This window comes from Rhizobium yanglingense (assembly GCF_977109285.1).
This window is the reverse complement of the sequence record NZ_CDSAWY010000005.1, coordinates 190,345-211,089: the sequence shown is the minus strand read 5'-3', so window position 1 is coordinate 211,089 and position 20,745 is coordinate 190,345. Positions and strand designations below refer to the sequence as shown.

The window sequence follows — 20,745 nt, the reverse complement described above, 5'->3', positions numbered from 1 at the left end:
TTACCCTTTCAGGCGATGATATCCGGAATGATCTGGTCTTCCAGCTTAGTCAGCTTGTCCTTGATGGCGAGCTTCTTCTTTTTCATGCGCTGGATGCGCAGCGCGTCGCATCCCATGGCAATCATGGCGTTGATCGCGGCGTCGTAATCCTCGTGCTCCTGACGCAAGCGCGCTGCCATGAGCCTGATTTCCGCCTGTTCCTGATCGGCCATTCGTATTCCCCATAATCGTCTTCGGACGTTGTCCGGCCTGCCGATGATTTCCGCAAGCTCCTATCACCAAATAGCGGCAGCGGCTAGTTGGTGCTGATCATGAATTTGCCATGGACTGAGCACGTTTTCGCCTTCGACAAGGATGTAAAAATGTGTCACATTCCAAAAGTTGACGCCTAGAACTCCAGCGATGGATGGCTGGGGAAGGCAAGAGGAAGGAAGGGTCAAATGACTGTTCAAGCTCATCTTGAGTCACTCGAAAAAAAGCATGTAGCTCTTGAGGAGGAGTTACATTCGCTGATGGCATCCCCCTCCAGAAAAGACACCGACATTGCGGATTGCAAGCGCAGAAAGCTGCGCATCAAAGACGAAATCCAACGTCTGAAATCATCCGTTCACTAAGCGATAATGCCGATTGCCGGCGCGCTGATCCTGCAGCATAAAGAGGATAAAATCCAATCTTTCAAATGGGTTAGTTAATAACCGGCGATTTTTGAAAAATCATGCGCCAGTCCCAAAAAGTGCGGAGTTGGGCTGGCGCATTTCTTTTGAACGAAGGCGTTCACGCCCAGAATTGATCAAGCCACAGATTGAGTTTGTCGAAGCCGCGGTTGTTGACCGCATAGATGCGCCTCGTGCCTTCGGAGGTTACCGACACGAGGTTGCTGTCAAGCAGCGCCTTCAGATGCTGCGAAACCGCCGGCCGGCTGATCGGCAGGCTTTCGGCGAGCTCGTTGACCGTTCTCGGCGCGCGCCGCAACTGCTCCAGCAGGAACCGCCGGTTCGGATCTGATATCGCGGCGAAAGGGTCGGTGGTCGACATGGCGAAAAGCTACGTTAAAGGCAGCCTCCGGGCAAGGAAATTGTGCGCCGCAACCGAGCGGCGCTTGCCGGCGTCAGGACCTACAATCCAAGCCCTTCGTGAATGATCAGAAACGCTGCGATCAGTGCCATCGCATACATGAACGGATAGAATATCTCCGGCTTCATGCGCTTAACGCACCAGGCGCCAGCAATGGTCGCAAGCGGGGCGAAAGGCAGCAATGTCGCCGATGTTACGAGATTCTTGGTATCGAGCTGGCCGAGCGCAAAATAAGGAATGAGTTTCACCGCGTTCAAGATGGCAAAGAAACGCACGCTGGTGCCGATGAATTCGCGTGGCGGCAGTTTCAAGGGCAGGGCGTAGATCTGAAACGGCGCACCGCCGGCATGGGCGACGAAACTGCCATAGCCGGAAAGCGTGCCCCAGGCGCTCGCAAGCAAAGGCCGCTGGCCGCGCGGCAGGACCACCCTTCCTGCACCGGGGCCGAAATTGTCCCAGAAATAGCGGGCGCAGAAGAGTACGGTGACTGCACCGATGACCACGCGCAAGACATTGCCGGGCACCAGTGCGGATGTTGCCCAGCCGACCGCGATGCCAAAGAGGGCACCCGGCAGCATGATCTTCAGCGTCGTCCCGTCGCCGTGCTTGCGCCAGACAACGAGCGAGATCATGTCCATGAAAATCAGGATCGGCAGCAGGATGGCGGCTGCTTCGACAGGCGAGACAACCAGGGCCAAAACAGGAACGCCGATCAAGGCCAGTGCGTCGCCCATGCCGCCCTTGGCGAGGCCGACGAGCAGCACGGCCGGCACCGCGGCATAAAAGAATGACAGTTCCGGCAGCATGCTTTTCAAGTCCTCCCCTTGCCAGCCCCGTCTAACGGAATTACTCACACAAAACGAGTGTGGATTTGCCGCCTGCTGGCGAAACCCGCTGAAAATGGAAAGAGTTCATGACCGGACCGGAAAACCGCTGCCGCCTTGTCCTGATCGTCCCGGACATCGCGGATGCCGACGAGCAGGCAAATATTGTCGCCGACGCACTGAAGGGCGGCGACGTTGCCTCGGTGATCGTGCCGCAATACGGGCTCGATGCCGGCGCGTTTCAAAAACATGCCGAGAAACTGGTTCCGATCATCCAGAATGCAGGGGCAGCGGCGCTGATTGCGGGCGACAGCCGCGTCGCCGGACGCGCGAAGGCAGACGGTTTGCATTTGACGGGTTTAGCCGCCGAAATCGCCGAGGCGATCGACAAACATGCCGGCAAGCTGATCATCGGCGGCGGTAAAGCGACCGACCGCCACACGGCTTTGGAGATCGGCGAGGCACGGCCGGACTATATTTTCTTCGGCAAACTCGACGGCGACATCAAGCCGGAGGCGCATCCGAAGAACGTGGCGCTCGGCGAATGGTGGGCCTCGATGATCGAAATTCCCTGCATCGTCATGGGCGGGACCGATCCGGCTTCTGCCCTTGTCGTCGCCGAGTCCGGTGCCGAGTTCGTGGCATTGCGCCTGGCGGTGTTTGGCGAGCCGGGGCTGGCCCCGTCGGTCGTCGCTCAGGTCAACGCACTTCTTGACGAAAAAGCGCCACGGTTTGGGGATTGATATCGCGGCCATGCCGATCCTCTCCGCCTGTTTGCGCCGATCCCTCCTGTCTGCCGCCGTTTTCGCGGCTGTTTTGCCGTATGGCGCTTCGGCGCAGACGGTCGACAACGTCGTGACACGTCCGCTAGGTTCGGAAGCTGAACCGTTCAAGACCAATCGGCCGGCGGAAGGAGCGCAGCCCTCGACCGGTCTCGGCGTGCTGGATCGCATGGGCGCCAAGCTGCCCGACCTGCCGCCGGAGAAGGATTACAAAGGGCCGATCGATGCGGCTTACGGCGCCTATCAGCGCGGTTATTACCTGACGGCAATGCAGCTGGCGCTGCCGCGCGCGCAGCTTGGGGATCCGGCAGCGCAGACGCTCATTGCGGAAATGCAGTATGCCGGGCTCGGTGTTCGCCGCGATCTGAAGAGCGCAGCATTCTGGTACGGCAAGGCCGCCGAAGGCGGCGATGTGGCGGCGATGTTCAAATATTCGCTGATCCTGATGGCGGGAGAGCTCGTGCCGCGCGACAAGGCGAAGGCGGACGATTACATGCGCCGGGCGGCCGACGGCGGCAATCCTTCAGCGCAATTCAACTGGGGGCAGTTGCTGACGACCGATCATCCCGGCCCCGAAGGACTGAAGCTCGCGCTTCCCTACTATGAAAAGTCCGCCCAGCAGGGTATTGCCGACGCCCAGTATGCCGTGGCACAAATCTATTCCGTGCTTGCCGATCTGCCGAAGCAGAAAAAGAAGCTGGCGCGCGAATGGCTCGCCCGGGCCGCGCGCGCAGGTTACGACACCGCGCAGCTCGATCTCGGCGTATGGCTCGTCAATGGCACAAATGGACCGCGGGACTTCGTGAAGGGCTTTCAGTGGCTGAAGCTTGCTGCCAATCGCGGTAACGTCGCGGCGCAGAACAAGCTCGCACATCTTTATATCGGTGCGCTCGGTACCAAGCCGGACCCGGTCGAAGCGGCGAAATGGTACGTGCTCTCCCGCCGGGCAGGGTTGACCGATCCGGAGCTTGAGGATTTCTATCTCGGCATCGAGGACGCTCAGCAAAAGCAGGCGATCGACCGGGCAAACAAGTTCCGCCGCCTGCCCTGAGGTTCACAACAGTGCGTCGGCGAAGCCTTCGGTGCCGGCGACCTCTTTCAGCGTCTGCAGCGCTCTCCCCTTGAAATTTGCCTGATTTTGTGGTCTTGAGGCCGCCATCTAATTAAGAGCGCTGCCCTTTCCGGCGATCAGGGACCCTTCCCGCCCTGACAGCGCACCCCGTACCAGTTCCAAGGAAAATGCCCCAATGGCCCGTTCTGCTCTTCTCAATGTCATGGTTCAGGCTGCCGTCAAGGCAGGAAAGTCGCTGGGGCGTGATTTCGGAGAAGTGCAGAACCTGCAGGTTTCGGTGAAGGGGCCCGGCGATTTCGTTTCCAATGCTGACCGGAAAGCCGAAAAGATCGTCAGGGACGAGCTCCTGAAGGCGCGCCCGACCTATGGGTTCCTTGGAGAGGAGAGCGAAGAGATCAAGGGCACGGACGGGGCGCACCGCTGGATCGTCGATCCGCTCGATGGCACGACCAACTTCCTGCACGGCATTCCGACCTTTGCCGTGTCGATCGCCCTTGAGCGCAATGGCGAAGTCGTTGCGGGCGTCGTCTTCAATCCGGCGATGGACGAGCTCTATACTGCCGAGCGCGGCGGCGGCGCCTTCTTGAACGACCGCCGGCTGCGCGTCGGTGCGCGCCGCGTTCTTTCGGATGCCGTCATCGGCTGCGGCGTGCCGCATCTCGGCCGCGGCAACCACGGCAAGTTCCTCGTCGAGCTTCGTCATGTGATGGGCGAAGTGGCCGGCATCCGTCGCATGGGCGCTGCCTCGCTCGATCTGGCTTATGTCGCGGCTGGCCGCTTCGATGGCTTTTGGGAAATGGGATTGTCGCCCTGGGACATGGCAGCCGGCATCCTGCTTATCCGTGAAGCTGGCGGTTATGCGACCGATTGGAACGGCGGCACGGATATCCTCGATGGCGGCGCGATCGTCGCCGGTAATGAATATATTCACAAGGCGCTGATCGAGACCATCAAGCGCCCCATCCCTGCGAAGTGAGACACGTCGGAAACCGACTGTTGTAAAGACACGGTTTTCTCTGCCTGCGCACTTCAATTCGGCACAATGTTGATCTAGTCTTCGGTTGCAAGCAATCCGGAGGGCTGCGCAACCATGGAAAATGTGAATGCGGCGGAATTCGGCTCGACCGAAAAACCGAGCAGCAACTATGTCTATAAACTCTCCAGCCCGATGCCGTTCCTCTGGACGATGCTGCTGTTTCTGGTCATCGTCGGCTTCATCGCCGCCATCCTTTTCCGGCAGACGCAGACAGCGTTCATGCACAATCCGGGCCTCAACGGCCTCATCGTCGGCGTGCTTGCGGTCGGCATCATCCTGGTCTTCAGCCATGTGCTGTCGCTTCGTCCGGAGGTACGCTGGTTCAATTCCTTTCGCGCAGCCGGCAGTGCGGACAAGGTAAACCGCAATCCGAGACTGCTTGCCCCCATGCGGGCGCTGATCGGTAATCGTAAGTCAACGGCGACGCTTTCGACCACCGCGCTACGCTCTATTCTGGATTCGATCGCCACCCGCCTCGATGAATCGCGTGATACGTCGCGTTACCTCATCGGCCTTCTCGTCTTCCTCGGTCTTCTCGGTACCTTCTGGGGTCTCATCGGCACCATCGGCTCGATCAGCGGCGTCATTCAGTCGCTTGATGCAGGCTCGAACGGCACTGGCGACGTGCTGACCACGCTCAAGGAAGGTCTGTCCTTGCCGCTTTCCGGTATGGGCCAAGCCTTCTCGTCTTCGCTGCTCGGCCTTTCCGGGTCGCTCATTCTCGGCTTCCTCGATCTTCAGGCCGGCCGGGCGCAGACTCGCTTCTACACGGAACTCGAAAACTGGCTTTCCTCGGTGACCGATGTCGGGTCGGATATTGCCGTTCCGGCGCTCGACTCGGGTACATCTTCCGAGGACCTTCGCGCGATGTCGGACTATCTGAAGAAGGTTGCCGAAGAAGGCGGAGCCGGCAGCCAGCGCTCGGTTGCCGCGATGGCAAGCCTTGCCGAAGGCATCCAGGGTCTCGTCAAGAACATGCGCAACGAACAGCAGATGCTGCGCGACTGGATCGAAGCGCAGCAGGACGAGGCAAAGGCCATGCGTCGCACGCTGGACCGGCTGGCCGAACGCGTCGGCGCGCAGGAAAAGCAGAGTGGCGCCGAGAGAAGCCACCGGGTCAGCCAGACCGAAAAGAGCGAGGGCAAGTAAGCCATGGCGCTCGCCCGAAACCGCCGCCGCCACGGCGAAATGAACTACTGGCCGGGTTTCGTCGACGCACTGTCGACGCTGCTGATCGCCATCATGTTCCTGCTGACGGTTTTCGTCGTCGGCCAGTTCATTCTAAGCCGCGAGATTTCCGGTCGCGACGAAGTGCTGACCCGCCTCAACAGCCAGATCAACGAACTGACGCAGCTGCTCGCGCTTGAGAAGGGCAGCAAGCAGGATCTTGAGGATTCCGTTGCCAATCTCCAGGCATCTCTCGCGACCGCTGAAGGTGACCGCTCGCGGCTGCAGGCATTGCTCGATGCCGGTTCCGGCGGAAAGGATGCGGCACAACAGCGCATCGGCGGCCTGACAAAAGAACTCGACGAACAGAAGCAGTTAAGCGACCGGGCGCTCAGCCAGGTCGAAATTCTCAACCAGCAGATTGCGGCCCTGCGCAGCCAGATCGCAGCCGTCGAGGCGGCGCTTCAGGCATCGGAGCAGAAGGACCAGAGTTCGCAGGCGAAGATCGCCGATCTGGGCCGGCGGCTGAATGTCGCGCTGGCGCAGCGGGTTCAGGAGCTCAATCGCTACCGTTCCGACTTCTTCGGCCGCCTGCGCGAGATCCTGTCCGACCGCGAAAACATCCGCATCGTCGGCGACCGTTTCGTCTTCCAGTCAGAGGTTCTGTTCCCTTCCGGCAGTTCCGATCTCAATCCTGAAGGCACGACGGAGATGACGAAACTTGCCACTGCGCTGCTTGATCTGTCTAGGGAAATACCGCCGGAAATCAACTGGGTGCTCCGGGTCGACGGCCATACCGACAATGTGGCGCTTTCAGGGGCCGGCCGCTTTCGCGACAACTGGGAGCTTTCCTCGGCGCGTGCCATCTCCGTCGTCAAGTACCTGATTTCGCAGGGCGTGCCTTCCGACCGCCTCGTTGCGGCAGGTTTTGGTGAATTCCAGCCGATCGCGCCCGGCGATACGCCAGAAGCCCGCGCCACCAACCGCCGCATCGAGCTCAAGCTGACCGAGAAATAGTTGGTGATGGGCACGCCTGCCCTTTCCAGCCGCAAGGGGCGGGCGGCCGCACCAAGGGCTCTGCCACCCATTCGAAACCACCGATGAAAAATTCGCGATGGGAAGTCCTGTGGTTGCATTGACGTTTACGTGTGCGTAATTTCATGCCGATGGATGCGGGGAGGCGTTCGGGATGGAATATGACGTGCTGGTCGTTGGTGCGGGTCTTGCCGGGCTTGTTGCTGCGGCGGAATCGGTAGATCGGGGACGCAAGGTCTGCATTCTCGACCAGGAGGGCGAACAGAGCCTCGGCGGGCAGGCCTTCTGGTCGCTGGGCGGCCTTTTTTTCGTTGACAGTCCCGAGCAGCGCCGCCTGGGCATTCGCGACAGCCTCGATCTGGCCAGGCAGGATTGGGCGGGTTCGGCAGGCTTCGACCGGCCCGAGGATTACTGGCCGCGGCTTTGGGCGGACGCCTATCTCGATTTTGCGGCGGGCGAGAAACGCTCCTTTCTGCATCAACAGGGCATGCGCTGGTTTCCGGTCGTCGGTTGGGCGGAGCGCGGCGGCGGCATGGCTCATGGTCACGGCAATTCCGTGCCGCGCTTTCATCTGACCTGGGGCACGGGGCCTGCCGTGCTTACACCATTTATCCGGCGCGCTCGGGAGGCAGAGGCGAGGGGCCGCGTCACATTTGCCTTCCGCCACTGCGTGGACGAGCTCATGGTCGAAAATGGCGCCGTCTGCGGCGTGCAGGGGACGATCCTCGAGCCCGATGCTGCGCCGCGTGGCAAGGCAACGGTTCGCAGGGCTGCCGGAACATTCGAATTCCGTGCGGGCGCCGTCATCATCACTTCCGGCGGCATCGGCGGCGACCACGATCTCGTGCGCCGGAACTGGCCGGTAGAGCGTCTTGGTCCTGCGCCTGCGTCGATGGTTGCGGGCGTTCCCGCCCATGTCGACGGCCGCATGTTGGCGATCGGCGAGCGTGCCGGCGCGAGCATCATCAACAGCGACCGCATGTGGCACTATACGGAAGGCGTGAGGAACTGGGATCCGATCTGGGCGAACCACGGCATCCGCATCCTCCCCGGTCCGTCGTCCTTCTGGTGCGATGCCGACGGCAAACGTTTTGCTCCGCCGGCGATGCCGGGCTTTGACACGCTTGCCGCCTTGGAGGCGATTCGCGCCAGCGGGCATGATCATAGCTGGTTCATTCTCACCAAGGCGATCATCAAGAAGGAGTTCGCGCTTTCGGGTTCGGAGCAGAACCCCGACATCACCGGTAGGGATATTCAGTTGCTTTTGAAACGGCTCGGCAAGAACCCGCCCGGGCCGGTGCAAGCCTTCATGGAGAAGGGAGAAGATTTCATCGTCCGCAAGACGCTCGAAGAACTGGTCGAAGGCATGAATGCGCTGACCGGAGAAAACCGGCTCGACATTGCGCATCTGCGTGGCCAGATCGAGGCGCGCGACCGGGAAATCGACAATGCCTATTCCAAGGATGCACAGATAACTGCCTTTCGCGGCACCAGAAATTATATGGGCGACAAGCTGTTGCGGACGGCAAAGCCGCACCGGCTACTGGATACCAAGGCAGGGCCGTTGATCGCCGTGCGGCTGCATATCCTGACACGAAAGTCGCTAGGCGGTCTGCAGACGGATCTTTCGGCGCGGGTGATCAGTATGAATGGTGATGCGGTGCCGGGTCTCTATGCCGCCGGTGAGGTCGCCGGTTTCGGCGGAGGCGGCATGCACGGCTACAAAGCGCTTGAAGGAACTTTTCTCGGCGGTTGCATCTTTTCGGGCCGGGTGGCGGGAAGAGCCGTATGAGGCGGCGCCTTTCGAGCGCCGCCAGTCTCGTTAAGCCGTTGCCTTGGTCTGGTCGTCGACCGTTGCGTCGGGCGCATTCTTCTTGATGGATTCAATGGCGCTCAGCGCGGACGCCTTGGCCTTGTAGCCCTCCGAGTTGAACATGGATTCGCCGTTCGAAGCCTTGAAGCGGAAACGGAATTCGCCAGCCTTATCCTTGTACACTTCAAACTTATACATCGATTATCTCCCAATTATCAGGAAGTTGCCTCGGTAACGGGAGCCAATCTAGTGCAAAAGTTGAGTCTATTCCATCTGGATATTCGCACCCTTGACGATGGGTCCCCACTTGGCCAGTTCGGCCTTCACATGTGCGCCAAGTTCCTCCGGCGTGGAGCCCACGATCGTGGCGCTGAAGTCTTTCATCCGCTCGGCAACGGCCGGGTCCTTCAGAGCCTTGTTGGCGGACGCGTTGAGCTTTGCCACAACATCCGCGGGCGTATTCGCCGGCGCGAAGAGCGCGTTCCAGGTATAGGTCTCGTAACCCGAAACGCCGGACTCAGCGATGGTCGGAATATCCGGGAAGGATGGAGCACGTTTCGCAGTAGTGACCGCCAGCGCCCGCAGCTTGCCGGATTTGATGTGGCTGGACGACGACGGCAGGTTATCGAACATGATCGATACCTGATTGCCGAGCAGATCGGTCAGGGCCGGGCCTGCACCCTTGTAGGGGATGTGCTGCATCTTGACGCCGGCCATCGAATTGAACAATTCGCCGGAAAGATGAAGCGGCGTGCCGTTGCCGGAGGAAGCATAGCTCCATTTGTCCGGCTCGGCCTTCAGCAGCGCGATTAGTTCCTGGACGTTCTTTGCAGGCAGCTCCGGATTGACGACGAGCACGTTGGGCACGATGACGAGCAGTGAAACCGGCGCGAAATCCTTTTCCGGATCGTAAGGCGTGGATTTAAGGATCAGCGGGTTCAGCGCGTGCGTCGCGACCGTTCCCATCAAGATGGTGTAGCCGTCAGGTTCCGCGCGAGCCACGTTGCCCGCACCAAGATTGCCGCCCGCACCGGCGACGTTCTGGACGATCACCTGCTGACCAAGGTCTTCCGACATCTTCTCGGCGATGATGCGCGCCACGACATCGGTCGACCCGCCGGCGGCAAAGGGAACGACGAGCGTAACCGCGCGCTCGGGAAACCCTTCGGCATGCGCAGCTCCAGCGCCCAAGGCCGCAAGCAAGCCAAGGCCGAGTGCCATGCGGCGGGTCATATTAAAAAGTGCCATTCGATTTTCCTCCCGGAATTCAGCGATGATGTCGCCCTACTGCATCAAATCGGGCAAAAGGAGGGTAGGGCGGAGGCGGATAAAAGCAACCGAAAGCGGCCGCATGGAATTGCAACTTTAGTCGCTGAGGTAAACTATCCGACTATTGATATTACAATCCGTCCTCCGATAACCATCTATGCGAAAGACGCAATCGAATGTGTACGCTTGGTGGGACGAGATGGTGGAGTTTGACATGCAGCCGGTATCCAATCCATTTCCGGCAGTTGAGAACGAGGAGAACGGTCTTTGGCCGGTGCGCCGGCACAAGATCCTCGACTGGTTGATCAATGAAACGCGCAACCAGCGGTTCATCGACAATATCTTGGTGGAGATGTGCGAGCGGCTGCAAGCTTCGGGCGTTCCCGTCGCGCGCGCGACGATGCATTTCCGGACGCTGCATCCTCAATGGCTCGGCGCGCGCATCCTCTGGCGTCCCGGCTTGCAGGAAGCAAAGATCACCACCTTCGGCTACGGCGTCGAGACAACGTCGCAGTTCCTGAACAGCCCAATCAACGAGATCTTCAGCGGTGGTAGGGAAGTGCGGCAGAGCCTCGAAGGCGAAGTTGCTTCCTATCCGCTCTATGGCGAGTTGCAGGGTGAGGGGCTGACGGACTATGTGGCCTGGCCGATGGAGCACACGCTCGGAAAACGGCACGTGATTACCTTCTCAAGCGACACGCCAGGCGGCTTTAAGGAAGACCATCTGATTTTCCTCAAGGATCTTTTGCCGGCGCTCACGCTTGTCACCGAAATCCGGATCAAGAACATTCTTGCCCGAACGCTGCTGGAGACCTATGTCGGGCCGCATGCCAGCGAGCAGATTCTTGCAGGCGCCACGACCCGCGGCAGCGGCGCAACAGTCGGCGCAGCGATCCTCATCTGCGACTTGCGCGACTTCACGACGATCTCCGACTTATGGCCGCGCGACGATGTCATCGAATTGCTCAATGCCTATTTTGATGCCATGTCGGAGCCAATCGAAAAGCACGGCGGCGAAATCCTGAAATTCATGGGCGATGGCTTGCTCGCCATATTTCCGCTGACCGATCCGGATGCCTGCATCAATCTTCTGCGGGCGATCAAGGAAGCGCAAGCGGCAATGACCGAGCTCAATCTCTTCAACGCGGAAAGGGGACATGTGGAGCTGCGCTATGGCGTCGGCGTGCATGTGGGGGATGTCATGTACGGCAATATCGGCTCGCGCAAGCGGCTCGATTTCACCGTCATCGGCCCGGCCGTCAACATTGCATCGCGGCTGGAAAGCCTGACCAAGGAAATTAAGCGTCCTGTGCTGCTGTCGAAAGCCTTCGTCGAAATGGCAGGGTGCGAAAGCGACCTGGAAAGCCTCGGATCCCACTCGCTGCGCGGCTTGGATGAGCCTGTGGATGTCTACGCGTTTCCTCAGGAGTAGCGTCTATTTGGCGGAAGCCAGGAACTCTTCTGTACCTGCATCGAACTGCAGCTTCGCCAGCTTGGCATAAATGCCGCCGTGGCGGATCAGGCTCTGATGCGTGCCTTCCTCGACGATGCGGCCCTGATCCATGACGAGGATGCGGTCGGCTTTCAAAACGGTCGCAAGGCGATGGGCGATGACGAGCGTCGTGCGGCCGTGCATGAGACCGTCGAGCGCCTTCTGCACCAGCGTTTCACTCTCGGCGTCAAGGGCCGACGTCGCTTCATCGAGTAGGAGGATCGGGGCGTTCTTTAAGATCGCGCGGGCGATGGCGATACGCTGGCGCTGGCCGCCGGAAAGGGTAATACCGCGCTCGCCGACCTCGGTGTCGTAGCCCTTGTCCAGCCTCGCGATGAATTCATCGGCCTGGGCGGCAATCGCTGCGGCGCGTACGTCCTCGCGCGTCGCGCCGGGGCGGCTGAAGGCGATGTTGTCGTGGATTGAAGCGGCAAAGATGGTGACGTCCTGCGGCACGATCGCCATGCGTTCGCGCAGATCGCCGGGCGTTACTTCGCGCGCATCGACGCCATCGATCTCGACGCTACCCTGCTGCGGATCGTAGAAGCGGAGCAGCACAGAAAAGACGGTGCTCTTGCCGGCGCCTGAAGGGCCGACAATGGCGACGGTCTCGCCCGGCGTCACATTGAAGCTTAGGCCATGCAGCGCCGATTTTCCGGGGCGTGACGGATAGGCGAAGTGCACGTTCGAGAATTCGACGCGTCCTAGGGCCGGAACGGGCAGGGTCTCGGGCTTTTCCGGTGCTGCGATCGTCGAGACTTCGTCCAGCAACTCGGTCAGCCGGTCGGCGGCGCCTGCCGCTTGCGAGAGTTCTCCCCAGACTTCCGACAAGGCGCCTAGAGAGCCGGCGGCGATGACCGAATAGAGCAGGAACTGCCCGAGCGTGCCGGCCGACAGCGTTCCCGTCAGAACATTGTGCGCGCCAACCCAAAGGACAGCAACGACGCTGCCAAAGATCAGGGTGATCGCAATGCCTGTCAAAAGCGCGCGCGAGCGGATGGCGGAGCGTGCTGCCTCATAGGCGGATTCGACGGCAGCGCCGTAGCGGCTTGCGGCCGCATCCTCGCCGTTGAAGGCCTGGACGGTGCGCGTGGCAGCAATCGTCTCGTTGGCGAAGGCGGAAGCTTGGGCGAGCGTATCCTGCGCGGCACGAGAGCGCTTGCGCACGGACCGCCCGAAGCCGACGAGGGGGAAGACGATCAGCGGGATTGCGCCGAGCACAAGACTTGAAAGCTTCGGCGAGGTCACGATCATCATGCCCATGGCACCGAGACAGAGGATCAGATTGCGAAGCGCCACCGAGGCGGTGGCACCGACAGCCGATTTGATCTGCGTCGTATCGGCCGTCAGGCGTGACACGATTTCGCCGGACTGGTTGACATCGAAGAAGGAGGGAGAAAGCCGTGTGACATGCGCAAAGACATCCCGACGCAGATCCGAGACGATGCGTTCGCCGAGCGTGATGACGAAATAGTAGCGAAAGGCGCTCGCGCCCGCGAGTATTACGGCGATGACCAACAACATGGCAAAGTAGCTGTTGATGAAGGTGCCGTCAGCTTGCGTGAAGCCATGATCGATCATGCGGCGCACGGCAAGCGGAAGTGTGAGCGATGTCACGGCGGCAACGATAAGCGAAACCAGCGCGCCTGCGACGATGCCGCGGTAACGCTTCACATAGGGTGCCAGCCTTCCGAGCGGCTTCAAGGAACGCGACTTCTTTTCCGCGGTCTGCACTGCGTTTGCCAAATCATCTCCAATCGCCCCAATACCGCTGATCAGCGGTTTGTAGGCCCTTGTTATCCGGGCGGCCTTCATGTATAGGCACCGCATCCGAATGGGAAGCCGTAGCCTTAGCGACTGCGGCTTCATTTATTCAATCGGTTCTCTTGCCGCAATGACTTGCGTCAAATTGGACCCTGGCATCGCAGGAAGATTGTTATGAAGGCTGATATCCATCCCGACTACCACGTCATCAAGGTGGTGATGACCGATGGCACCGAATACGAAACCCGCTCGACCTGGGGTTCGGAAGGCGCTGTCATGAACCTCGAAATCGATTCCAAGTCCCATCCGGCCTGGACCGGCGGCAACCAGCAGCTCATGGACCGCGGCGGCCGCGTGTCCAAGTTCAACAAGCGCTTCGGCGGCCTCGGCCTCTAATCGCTTCTGCGGTACGGAATTTGAAAAGAGCCCGGTTTCCGGGCTTTTTTATTGCCTCTGAATGAGTGCCGGGGCATGCAAGCTGCAGTTCACGATCCTCGATGAGATACAGCGGCAACCAATCGCCGCGACGGATGATCCGAGTACTCTGCACCTGTTCATTGATCATGAAAAGCAGGCATCCTTTAGCTTGCAAATATCTTGCCGTGCTTTTCCATGCGCTGGAGGTCCCGTTTGAACTCTCCGGATTGAACAGGCGTCAGCACAGATCAGCGGCCAAGGTCGTCGAAGAGGGCGCCGGCATCTTCGAACCGCTTGCCTTGGCCTTCTTCCAGTACCTTCATTGCTTTTTCCGTGGAAGGCTTCGGCACGCTCCAAATGGCAGGCGATGCTCGTCGGCGCCGCATCATCAGAAGACGGATTGCGTCGGAAACGGAACCCCATCGCTTCGAGGTCGGCAGTCGCCTTCTCTATTGTATCTATATTCTCGCGCGCGCCACGGCATGTGCGGACATCGCCTTCCGCCTGGATGTAGCGACAAGCAGTATGCAACAAAAACCGGCCGCGTATCACGCAGCCGGTTCCATCTTTAGCCTATGCAAGCTCTCAGTTGTTGCCGAAAGCCGTTTGCAGCAGGCTCAGTTGTGCCTGGACGCTGTTCTGATTGTCCGGAACGATCGGCGCTTCATTCGGGCGATAGATTTCACGGTCGAGAAGGGCAACGCGGTTCTGGAGGCGCAGCGAGCGTTCGACGAGATCGCGGAAGGCTTCCGGCAGATCGCCCCAGCCCGGAGCATTGCGGTCCACGTTGAACCCGTCGAGGCGGACCTTGTTCTTTTCAGCGAGAACCTGGTCTCGCGACATCTCGCCGTTATTGACGGCACGCTGCAGCAGCAGCCAGGACGCCATCTGCATCAGGCGGGTCGTGAGGCGCATCGATTCGGCAGCGTAGAGAACAGAAGCCATGCGGGGCAGAACCTTGGATGCGGCGCGGCCGTTGCCATCCAAATAGGCGGCAGTTTCCTCGACCAGCGACATGCCTTCCGCGTACAGTGTCTTGAACTGCGAGGATGCGGCAGCGCGGCCCGCAAAACTGATGGTGTTCAAACCGAGTTCCGACATTCAAATGGTTCCTGTTGCACGCGTCTACATATGTTCAGGTAACGCCAGCCTGAAACAAAAGTTTCAGAGGCCTGTCTTTATGTCTTTAGGATGGTATCTTTAGCCCAAATGCGCAAGGCGTTTCTTAAGAAAAGGTTAACTTCCACAGTTTCGTGGGAAATCGGCGCCGGCGCAAAAAGAAGAGCCGCAAAAGCGGCTCTCAAGGTAAAACAGGGAGAAAAATCAGACCAATTCGCCGCATGGAAAACTGTCTGAGATCCAGACGAAATCTGGATAAGAACAGTAATATCTCATAAAGCTTAATATTCTATTAACATTGTTTCGTATTAAGACTTGCGGCAGCGGTTATTCGCTTGCCTGTAGCCTTTGATCGAACGCTAGGAGCGAAAAAGGCTTTCGGCTGCGGCGCGTCCTGAAGCCTTCCTCGTGACTTCGGCCTCTATGCGGGTAATCTCCGCCTTCAGCTGTTCGACACGCTCCTTCAGCTCGTCCACGGAAAGCATGGAGAGATCGGATCCGATTTCGTAAGCCGCCTTCTTAGGCAGGTCATCGTCAGTGAAGCTCATGAGCAATCCTCCGTACGGTTCTCAGCCGTATTTTACAGCAGGATCGTCGCTTTCGGGAGGCTTGTTCGACATGGGCTCGACAAGCGACATGCTTTCGGGCGTCAGCATCTGCGAGGTGCCGGTCGGCATCGTCGTGTAAGTGTCGCGTTCGCTTGCCGGCACTGCGGCGCGAATGCGGCTGCGGATGATTGCGTAAGCGGTGATGAAGACATGCGACAGCGCCGTGACGAGGAAGAGTGCGTGCGGGCTCGTCATCGCCATCACAGGGCCGCCGATCGTTGGTCCGATCACAGTCCCGATACCATAGAGCAGCAACAGCCCGCCGGAAACCTTCACGAAATCCTCGGCGGAGGCGAAGTCGTTCGCATGCGCTACGGCGATCGGATAGAGCGTGTTGGCAACTGCGCCATAGAGGATGACAAGGCCGATCAGAAGCGCGGGCGAAGAGGGATGCAACACCACGATCAGAAGGCCGGCGACCGCGGCAATCGCCGACATGACTGCCAGAACATACCGGCGGTCGACACGATCGGAAAGGCGGCCGGCTGGAAGCTGCATCAGCGCACCGGCGAAAATGGTGGCGCTCATCATGATCGCGATGCTGGCGTCGGAAAGTCCCGCACCTGCCCCGAAAACCGCGCCGAGCGTGCCGTAGGCACCGTTGGCGATGCCGACCATCAGGATGCCGAGGCAGGAGACAGGCGAGTTGCGGTAGAGCGCAGGCAGGTCGAGCTTCACGGCCTTCAGCGGCTGCGGCGAGGCTGCGGTCGAAAGCGTCGTGGGCAGCATGGCGATGCAGTAGAAGATTCCGCAGACCATGAAGAGCAATGGCGTTCGCACGTCTTCGAGCGGGATCATCATCTGGCCGCCGACGACGCCGAGAAGGGTGATGCCGATATAAAGCGAGAAGATTGCGCCGCGGCTTTCGTTCGTGGCGCGCTCGTTCAGCCAGCTTTCGATGATCATCGAGGTGCCGGCGGTCGAAAAGCCCGTGACGGCGCGCAGCGCGATCCACCAGATCGGATCGATGATGATGCCGCTCACAAGGGCGATGATGGCGATGATCGAGATGAAGCCGGAGAAGGCGCGCACATGTCCGACGCGCCGCACCAGTTTGGGGGCGACGAGGCAGCCGACGACAAAGCCCGCCGCCCAGGACGTGCCGAGCAGGCCGAGCGTGGTCGTGGCATAACCTTCGAGGTTGCCGCGGACGGGGAGCAGGATGCCCTGCAGGCCATTGCCCATGAAGAGGAAAAGCGTTCCGAAAAGCAGCGCGGCGACGGACAGCAGATTTCTTCTCATTTCCAAATTCTCGGCAAGTTCGATTTGAAAAGTCATAAGACAAGACGCTGCCCGCCCTGTCCCAATGGTGTTGATTATGGTTCGGAATGCCGTTACGGCATGAAGAAGTGCTGTGTTCGCGCGGAATAATGTCCGTCCTGTGACATTCTGAAATATTGGAAAAATAATGCCATGACAAAGCTGCTGGCGCTGTTGCTCGTCCTTGCCATGGTTATACAGATCATCAAACCGCTGGGGCTGCCCGGTTTGCGGCATCGGATGGACTTCTGGAAGATTGCGCTGATTGCGTTTGCCGTTTGGGCGGTCGCGCTTCTTGGCCGCGACCTGATCGCCTAGACGGTGATCTCACCGCGCATGACCGGCACGCAACGGCCGGAAATCGCGACGTCCGTCACGACGCCATCCTTCTTGACGACGTCGACTTCGATGATGCTGGGCCGGCCCATCTCGACACCTTGCTTGATCGTCACACGCTGGGTCACGGTTTGCTCCGGTGCGAGTGAGACGAGATGGGCGGAGAGTGCCGCGGAAGCGCTGCCTGTCGCCGGATCCTCGGGAACGTTGTCTAGTGGCGCGAACATGCGGGCGCGGATCGTCCAAGGCTCGTCGGGCGAACGGACATAGACGAAGAGCGAGAAATCGTGATTGCTTTCAGCGTTCGGGCCGGCAGCCTCTTGGAAATGCGTGAGATTGGGTCGGGCGGCGCCAAGCGATGCCAGACCGTCGAGTTCGGCAACCGCAAAGGTAAGGCCGACGGAGACAAAAACCGGTTGGTGGGTCGATTTGACGATTCCGCTGCGGTCGATGCCAATGCAGCGCGCAATGGTTTCTTCGCAGACGGCAGCCCCGATATCCAGAGGCCGAGGCGCACGGATCGTTGCAGCAGTTACCTGACCTTCAATCCGCCGAAGCGCCACTTCAACCAGACCGGCCTTTTCTTCGAAACGCAGCGTGTCCCCAATCCGCCTGCCGAAGATCTCCTGCTGCTGGCCGAGAACATAAGCTGTGCCGACATTCGGATGGCCTGCGAAAGGCACCTCCATCGTCGGCGTGAAGATTTCGGACATTCGCCGTGTTGGCGAAATCCTTGGGCGGCAGGACGAAGGTGATTTCGGAATATCTGAATTCCGCTGCGATCTTCTGCATCGTCTTGGTGCTGAGCTGCTCCGCGCCGGTGACGACCGCGAGCGGGTTGCCTTCAAAACGGTTAGACGTGAAAACGTCGACGGTTGTATAAGAAAGGACAGTCATTGCGGCTCCGATATTTTGGAAGCCGCAATAATGAGTGACGTCCTTCGATCGCGAAAGCGCAATCTTGTCGCCGCGACAATGCAAGAATTGAGCTTGGCGAGCTTGCGCCGCCCTCCTGCATTCCTGCGCTTGTCACAGGAACGAAGCCACGGCGCGTCCGCGCCGTGAATGGTTTTCTTCATCATTCATTTTCGAACCATTTCGCGCCATGGACATGGCGCGAATGGACCCCGTGACAAGCTCACGGGGCCGCGTCGCAAAGGCGCTCAGTGGCGGCTACGCCGCCTTTTCGAGTTCCTGTTTCCAGCTGCCCTTGGCCGCAAGGCTGTTCATTTCGGCGCGGTGGCTGAAGGCGCGCTGGCCGGCGGCGACGTTTTCCTGTTTTCCGCCCCACGCCTTCAGGGCGGTATCCTGCAGCGCGCGGCCATAGGAGAAGGTGACCTTCCAAGGCAATTCGAATCCGGAATTGATCGCCGAGAGGTGAGCTGTCGCCTCTTCGGTGGATTGACCGCCGGAAAGGAAGGCAATTCCGGGAACGGCGGACGGAACAGTGCGCTTCAAAACCTGGACGGTGCGTTCGGCGACTTCCGCGACGGATGCCTTGCGGGCGTTCTTGCCGTCAATGACCATGTTTGGCTTCAGGATCATGCCTTCCAGGCTAACGCGTGCATCGGCAAGTTCTTCGAAGACGGTGCGCAGCGTCCATTCGGTGACTTCGGCACAGCGGTCGATATTATGGTCGCCCGGCTTGCCGTCCATCAGGCATTCCGGCTCGACGATCGGCACGATGCCGGCTTGCTGGCAGAGCACGGCGTAGCGGGCGAGCGCATGAGCGTTCGCTTTCATCGAACCCCAGGTCGGCAGCGAGGAGGAGATGGCGATCACGCCGCGCCACTTGGCGAAGCGGGCTCCGGCTTCATAATATTTGGCAAGGCGGTCGGCGAGGCCGTCGAGGCCTTCGGTGATCGTTTCGCCCGGATACTTCGCCATCGGCTTGGCGCCGGTATCGACCTTGATGCCAGGAATGCTGTCTGCAGCCTTGATGATGTCGACGAAGGGCGTGCCGTCAGCCGCCTTCTGATAAAGCGTCTCTTCATAAAGGATCACGCCCGAGACATACTTCTTCATAGCCTCTTCGGAGCGGAAGAGCATTTCGCGATAATCGCGGCGGCTCGTTTCAGTGGATTCCAGGCCGATCGTATCGAACCGCTTTCCAATCGTGCCGGTCGATTCATCGGCGGCAAGCAGCCCCCGGCCACCCGCTACCATCTTTGCTGCAATGTCTTCCAGGCGTTCGCTCATTTTTACTCTCTCCACGACAAGAAATCGGCAACCATGCATATAGGTCGGCGATAACAGAAGTTTATAGGCAGGAGAATGGAGCGCTAAGTCATTGAAACGATTGAAATCATTTCAATCGTTTGAAACTTTGAGGTTTTTTTCGCTGCGTGAGCAAAAGACCGCCGAAGCCTAAACGCTTCCGCGGTCTATCCACATGTAAAGATTGCCAAATCAGCCGGGTGGTTACTTGCCGGAAAGAACGGCCACGCCTGGTAGGACCTTGCCTTCCATCCATTCGAGGAAGGCGCCGCCTGCGGTCGAAACATAGCTGAAGTCATCAGCGGCACCCGGCATGGTTCAGTGCCGAAACGGTATCGCCGCCGCCTGCGACGGAGGTGAGCTTGCCGGCCTTGGTGCGTTCGGCAGCGTATTTGGCCGCTGCGACCGTCGCCTTATCGAAAGGCTCGATTTCGAAGGCGCCGAGCGGCCCGTTCCAGACCAGCGTCTGGGCGCGCTCGATCCAGGCCTTGACCGCTTCGACCGACTTCGGACCGACGTCGAGGACCATGGCATCTTCCGGAATGGCGTTGATGTCGACGGTCTGGTTGGCGGCACCTGCTTTGAACTCGCGCGCGACAACGCCGTCTTCCGGCAGAATGATCGCGCAGCCGGCTGTCGCAGCTTCGATCATGATCTGCTTTGCGGTTTCGCCAAGGTCATGCTCGCAGAGCGACTTGCCGACATTGGTGCCGCGGGCGGCGAGAAAGGTATTGGCCATGCCGCCGCCAATCACCAGGGCATCGACCTTCTTCACGAGGTTCATGAGCAGATCGATCTTGGTGGAAACCTTGGCGCCGCCGACGATGGCAACCACCGGGCGGGCCGGACTGCCGAGGCCTTTTTCGAGTGCTTCGAGCTCCTGCTGCATCGTGCGGCCGGCATAGGCAGGAAGCAGGTGGGCAAGGCCTTCGGTGGACGCATGGGCGCGATGCGCGGCGGAGAAAGCGTCGTTCACATAGATGTCGCCATTGGCAGCGAGCGCCTTGGTGAACTCCGCGTCGTTCTTTTCCTCACCTTTGTGGAAGCGGGTGTTTTCGAGAAGCAGGATATCGCCATCCTTCATTCCGGCGACGGCAGAAGCAGCGGCTTCGCCGATCGAGTCCGATGCCGTGGCAACCGGCTTGCCGAGCACCTTTGAAACGTCCGGCGCGATCAGCGAGAGCGATAGGTCCGGTGAGGGACCTTCTTTCGGGCGGCCGAAATGCGCAAGCAGAACAACCTTGGCCCCCTTCTTCGACAGTTCGAGGATCGTCGGCGCAACGCGTTCAATGCGCGTCGTGTCGGTCACCTTGCCGTCTTTCACGGGCACGTTGAGGTCGACGCGGACGAGAACACGCTTTCCGGCGATGCCGCTGAGGTCGTCGAGAGTCTTGAAAGCTGGCATGGGACTATCCGTTCGTTATTGCCTTGGAAGGTGGCCGACCATAGCAAGGATGCCT

Annotated in this window: 20 protein-coding genes and 2 pseudogenes; 10 read left to right on the top strand and 12 right to left on the bottom strand. The window is 59.8% G+C overall.

What is annotated here, in order from left to right; translation table 11 throughout:
- Window positions 1-8: 8 nt before the first annotated feature.
- Window positions 9-212 carry a YdcH family protein gene (locus tag ACW4PC_RS10730; protein ID WP_027508067.1) on the bottom strand — a complete coding sequence of 68 codons (204 nt, stop codon included), beginning with the start codon at window positions 210-212 and terminating at the stop codon, window positions 9-11.
- A 228-nt stretch (window positions 213-440) separates the two neighbouring features.
- Here ACW4PC_RS10730 and ACW4PC_RS10725 point away from each other — a divergent pair, with 228 nt between their 5' ends.
- On the top strand, window positions 441-614 hold the full coding sequence (locus tag ACW4PC_RS10725; protein WP_022715810.1) for a YdcH family protein: 174 nt from the start codon (window positions 441-443) through the stop codon (window positions 612-614).
- 160 nt (window positions 615-774) lie between these two features.
- Here the strand turns inward: ACW4PC_RS10725 and ACW4PC_RS10720 are convergent, their stop codons facing one another.
- Together ACW4PC_RS10720 and ACW4PC_RS10715 are read right to left on the bottom strand one after the other, a co-directional pair.
- A complete protein-coding gene (locus tag ACW4PC_RS10720; protein ID WP_022715809.1) occupies window positions 775-1,035 on the bottom strand; it encodes an ArsR/SmtB family transcription factor in 261 nt (86 codons plus the stop codon).
- A gap of 80 nt (window positions 1,036-1,115) precedes the next feature.
- The gene (locus tag ACW4PC_RS10715; RefSeq protein ID WP_455873797.1) at window positions 1,116-1,880 is read right to left on the bottom strand and encodes a sulfite exporter TauE/SafE family protein; all 765 of its coding nucleotides are present in this window, start codon (window positions 1,878-1,880) and stop codon (window positions 1,116-1,118) included.
- Between the two features lie 107 nt (window positions 1,881-1,987).
- Between ACW4PC_RS10715 and ACW4PC_RS10710 the strand changes: the two genes are divergently transcribed.
- The 6 genes from ACW4PC_RS10710 (at window position 1,988) to ACW4PC_RS10685 (ending at window position 8,782) form a co-directional block, all read left to right on the top strand.
- Window positions 1,988-2,641, top strand: coding sequence for a thiamine phosphate synthase (locus ACW4PC_RS10710; RefSeq protein WP_194728162.1), 654 nt, complete (start codon window positions 1,988-1,990; stop codon window positions 2,639-2,641).
- A gap of 10 nt (window positions 2,642-2,651) precedes the next feature.
- Window positions 2,652-3,731 carry a tetratricopeptide repeat protein gene (locus ACW4PC_RS10705; protein ID WP_455873796.1) on the top strand — a complete coding sequence of 360 codons (1,080 nt, stop codon included), beginning with the start codon at window positions 2,652-2,654 and terminating at the stop codon, window positions 3,729-3,731.
- A gap of 196 nt (window positions 3,732-3,927) precedes the next feature.
- The gene (locus ACW4PC_RS10700; protein ID WP_455873795.1) at window positions 3,928-4,728 is read left to right on the top strand and encodes an inositol monophosphatase family protein; all 801 of its coding nucleotides are present in this window, start codon (window positions 3,928-3,930) and stop codon (window positions 4,726-4,728) included.
- A 114-nt stretch (window positions 4,729-4,842) separates the two neighbouring features.
- Complete coding sequence (locus tag ACW4PC_RS10695; protein ID WP_455873794.1) at window positions 4,843-5,937, top strand: flagellar motor protein MotA; 1,095 nt, start codon at window positions 4,843-4,845, stop codon at window positions 5,935-5,937.
- Between the two features lie 3 nt (window positions 5,938-5,940).
- A complete protein-coding gene (locus ACW4PC_RS10690) occupies window positions 5,941-6,972 on the top strand; it encodes a peptidoglycan -binding protein (protein ID WP_183926888.1) in 1,032 nt (343 codons plus the stop codon).
- Window positions 6,973-7,144: 172 nt separating this feature from the next.
- The gene (locus ACW4PC_RS10685; RefSeq protein WP_455873793.1) at window positions 7,145-8,782 is read left to right on the top strand and encodes an FAD-binding dehydrogenase; all 1,638 of its coding nucleotides are present in this window, start codon (window positions 7,145-7,147) and stop codon (window positions 8,780-8,782) included.
- 30 nt (window positions 8,783-8,812) lie between these two features.
- Here the strand turns inward: ACW4PC_RS10685 and ACW4PC_RS10680 are convergent, their stop codons facing one another.
- Together ACW4PC_RS10680 and ACW4PC_RS10675 are read right to left on the bottom strand one after the other, a co-directional pair.
- Window positions 8,813-9,001: a YegP family protein gene (locus ACW4PC_RS10680; protein WP_039846052.1), complete on the bottom strand. Its 189-nt coding sequence runs from the start codon at window positions 8,999-9,001 to the stop codon at window positions 8,813-8,815.
- A 66-nt stretch (window positions 9,002-9,067) separates the two neighbouring features.
- Complete coding sequence (locus ACW4PC_RS10675) at window positions 9,068-10,051, bottom strand: Bug family tripartite tricarboxylate transporter substrate binding protein (protein WP_455873792.1); 984 nt, start codon at window positions 10,049-10,051, stop codon at window positions 9,068-9,070.
- Window positions 10,052-10,286: 235 nt separating this feature from the next.
- Here ACW4PC_RS10675 and ACW4PC_RS10670 point away from each other — a divergent pair, with 235 nt between their 5' ends.
- Entirely contained in the window at window positions 10,287-11,504 is a 1,218-nt protein-coding gene (locus ACW4PC_RS10670) for an adenylate/guanylate cyclase domain-containing protein (protein ID WP_455873791.1), read from the top strand.
- A gap of 3 nt (window positions 11,505-11,507) precedes the next feature.
- Here the strand turns inward: ACW4PC_RS10670 and ACW4PC_RS10665 are convergent, their stop codons facing one another.
- Entirely contained in the window at window positions 11,508-13,310 is a 1,803-nt protein-coding gene (locus ACW4PC_RS10665) for an ABC transporter transmembrane domain-containing protein (RefSeq protein WP_455873790.1), read from the bottom strand.
- Between the two features lie 192 nt (window positions 13,311-13,502).
- Between ACW4PC_RS10665 and rpmE the strand changes: the two genes are divergently transcribed.
- Window positions 13,503-13,724 carry a 50S ribosomal protein L31 gene (gene rpmE, locus ACW4PC_RS10660; RefSeq protein WP_027508080.1) on the top strand — a complete coding sequence of 74 codons (222 nt, stop codon included), beginning with the start codon at window positions 13,503-13,505 and terminating at the stop codon, window positions 13,722-13,724.
- A gap of 606 nt (window positions 13,725-14,330) precedes the next feature.
- Here the strand turns inward: rpmE and rcdA are convergent.
- From rcdA to ACW4PC_RS10645, 3 genes are all read right to left on the bottom strand, one after another.
- Window positions 14,331-14,846: a protease adaptor protein RcdA gene (rcdA, locus tag ACW4PC_RS10655; RefSeq protein WP_027508081.1), complete on the bottom strand. Its 516-nt coding sequence runs from the start codon at window positions 14,844-14,846 to the stop codon at window positions 14,331-14,333.
- A gap of 377 nt (window positions 14,847-15,223) precedes the next feature.
- Entirely contained in the window at window positions 15,224-15,412 is a 189-nt protein-coding gene (locus ACW4PC_RS10650) for a DUF1192 domain-containing protein (protein WP_455873789.1), read from the bottom strand.
- A gap of 21 nt (window positions 15,413-15,433) precedes the next feature.
- Window positions 15,434-16,714 (bottom strand): MFS transporter, encoded by a 1,281-nt coding sequence (locus ACW4PC_RS10645; protein WP_074069622.1) that lies wholly within the window; start codon window positions 16,712-16,714, stop codon window positions 15,434-15,436.
- A 171-nt stretch (window positions 16,715-16,885) separates the two neighbouring features.
- On the opposite strand from ACW4PC_RS10645, the gene ACW4PC_RS10640 reads away from it, so the two are divergent.
- Window positions 16,886-17,050 (top strand): hypothetical protein, encoded by a 165-nt coding sequence (locus tag ACW4PC_RS10640; RefSeq protein WP_455873788.1) that lies wholly within the window; start codon window positions 16,886-16,888, stop codon window positions 17,048-17,050.
- Here the strand turns inward: ACW4PC_RS10640 and ACW4PC_RS10635 are convergent.
- From ACW4PC_RS10635 to ACW4PC_RS10625, 3 genes and pseudogenes are all read right to left on the bottom strand, one after another.
- Window positions 17,047-17,965 (bottom strand): annotated as a pseudogene (locus tag ACW4PC_RS10635) (PhzF family phenazine biosynthesis protein). The gene ACW4PC_RS10640 and the pseudogene ACW4PC_RS10635 overlap by 4 nt on opposite strands.
- A 276-nt stretch (window positions 17,966-18,241) precedes the next feature.
- A complete protein-coding gene (locus ACW4PC_RS10630; protein WP_455873787.1) occupies window positions 18,242-19,267 on the bottom strand; it encodes a class I fructose-bisphosphate aldolase in 1,026 nt (341 codons plus the stop codon).
- A 222-nt stretch (window positions 19,268-19,489) separates the two neighbouring features.
- Window positions 19,490-20,690, bottom strand: a pseudogene (locus ACW4PC_RS10625) (phosphoglycerate kinase).
- Window positions 20,691-20,745 lie beyond the last annotated feature (55 nt).

Coding starts and splice junctions, on each gene's coding strand:
- ACW4PC_RS10700 (WP_455873795.1), top strand. CDS start 3,928: ATGGCCCGTTCTGCTCTTCTCAATGTCATGGTTCAGGCTGCCGTCAAG.
- ACW4PC_RS10675 (WP_455873792.1), bottom strand. CDS start 10,051: ATGGCACTTTTTAATATGACCCGCCGCATGGCACTCGGCCTTGGCTTG.
- ACW4PC_RS10730 (WP_027508067.1), bottom strand. CDS start 212: ATGGCCGATCAGGAACAGGCGGAAATCAGGCTCATGGCAGCGCGCTTG.
- ACW4PC_RS10630 (WP_455873787.1), bottom strand. CDS start 19,267: ATGAGCGAACGCCTGGAAGACATTGCAGCAAAGATGGTAGCGGGTGGC.
- ACW4PC_RS10695 (WP_455873794.1), top strand. CDS start 4,843: ATGGAAAATGTGAATGCGGCGGAATTCGGCTCGACCGAAAAACCGAGC.
- ACW4PC_RS10680 (WP_039846052.1), bottom strand. CDS start 9,001: ATGTATAAGTTTGAAGTGTACAAGGATAAGGCTGGCGAATTCCGTTTC.
- ACW4PC_RS10645 (WP_074069622.1), bottom strand. CDS start 16,714: ATGAGAAGAAATCTGCTGTCCGTCGCCGCGCTGCTTTTCGGAACGCTT.
- rpmE (WP_027508080.1), top strand. CDS start 13,503: ATGAAGGCTGATATCCATCCCGACTACCACGTCATCAAGGTGGTGATG.
- ACW4PC_RS10715 (WP_455873797.1), bottom strand. CDS start 1,880: ATGCTGCCGGAACTGTCATTCTTTTATGCCGCGGTGCCGGCCGTGCTG.
- ACW4PC_RS10670 (WP_455873791.1), top strand. CDS start 10,287: ATGCAGCCGGTATCCAATCCATTTCCGGCAGTTGAGAACGAGGAGAAC.
- ACW4PC_RS10725 (WP_022715810.1), top strand. CDS start 441: ATGACTGTTCAAGCTCATCTTGAGTCACTCGAAAAAAAGCATGTAGCT.
- rcdA (WP_027508081.1), bottom strand. CDS start 14,846: ATGTCGGAACTCGGTTTGAACACCATCAGTTTTGCGGGCCGCGCTGCC.
- ACW4PC_RS10685 (WP_455873793.1), top strand. CDS start 7,145: ATGGAATATGACGTGCTGGTCGTTGGTGCGGGTCTTGCCGGGCTTGTT.
- ACW4PC_RS10650 (WP_455873789.1), bottom strand. CDS start 15,412: ATGAGCTTCACTGACGATGACCTGCCTAAGAAGGCGGCTTACGAAATC.
- ACW4PC_RS10710 (WP_194728162.1), top strand. CDS start 1,988: ATGACCGGACCGGAAAACCGCTGCCGCCTTGTCCTGATCGTCCCGGAC.
- ACW4PC_RS10640 (WP_455873788.1), top strand. CDS start 16,886: ATGACAAAGCTGCTGGCGCTGTTGCTCGTCCTTGCCATGGTTATACAG.
- ACW4PC_RS10705 (WP_455873796.1), top strand. CDS start 2,652: ATGCCGATCCTCTCCGCCTGTTTGCGCCGATCCCTCCTGTCTGCCGCC.
- ACW4PC_RS10690 (WP_183926888.1), top strand. CDS start 5,941: ATGGCGCTCGCCCGAAACCGCCGCCGCCACGGCGAAATGAACTACTGG.
- ACW4PC_RS10720 (WP_022715809.1), bottom strand. CDS start 1,035: ATGTCGACCACCGACCCTTTCGCCGCGATATCAGATCCGAACCGGCGG.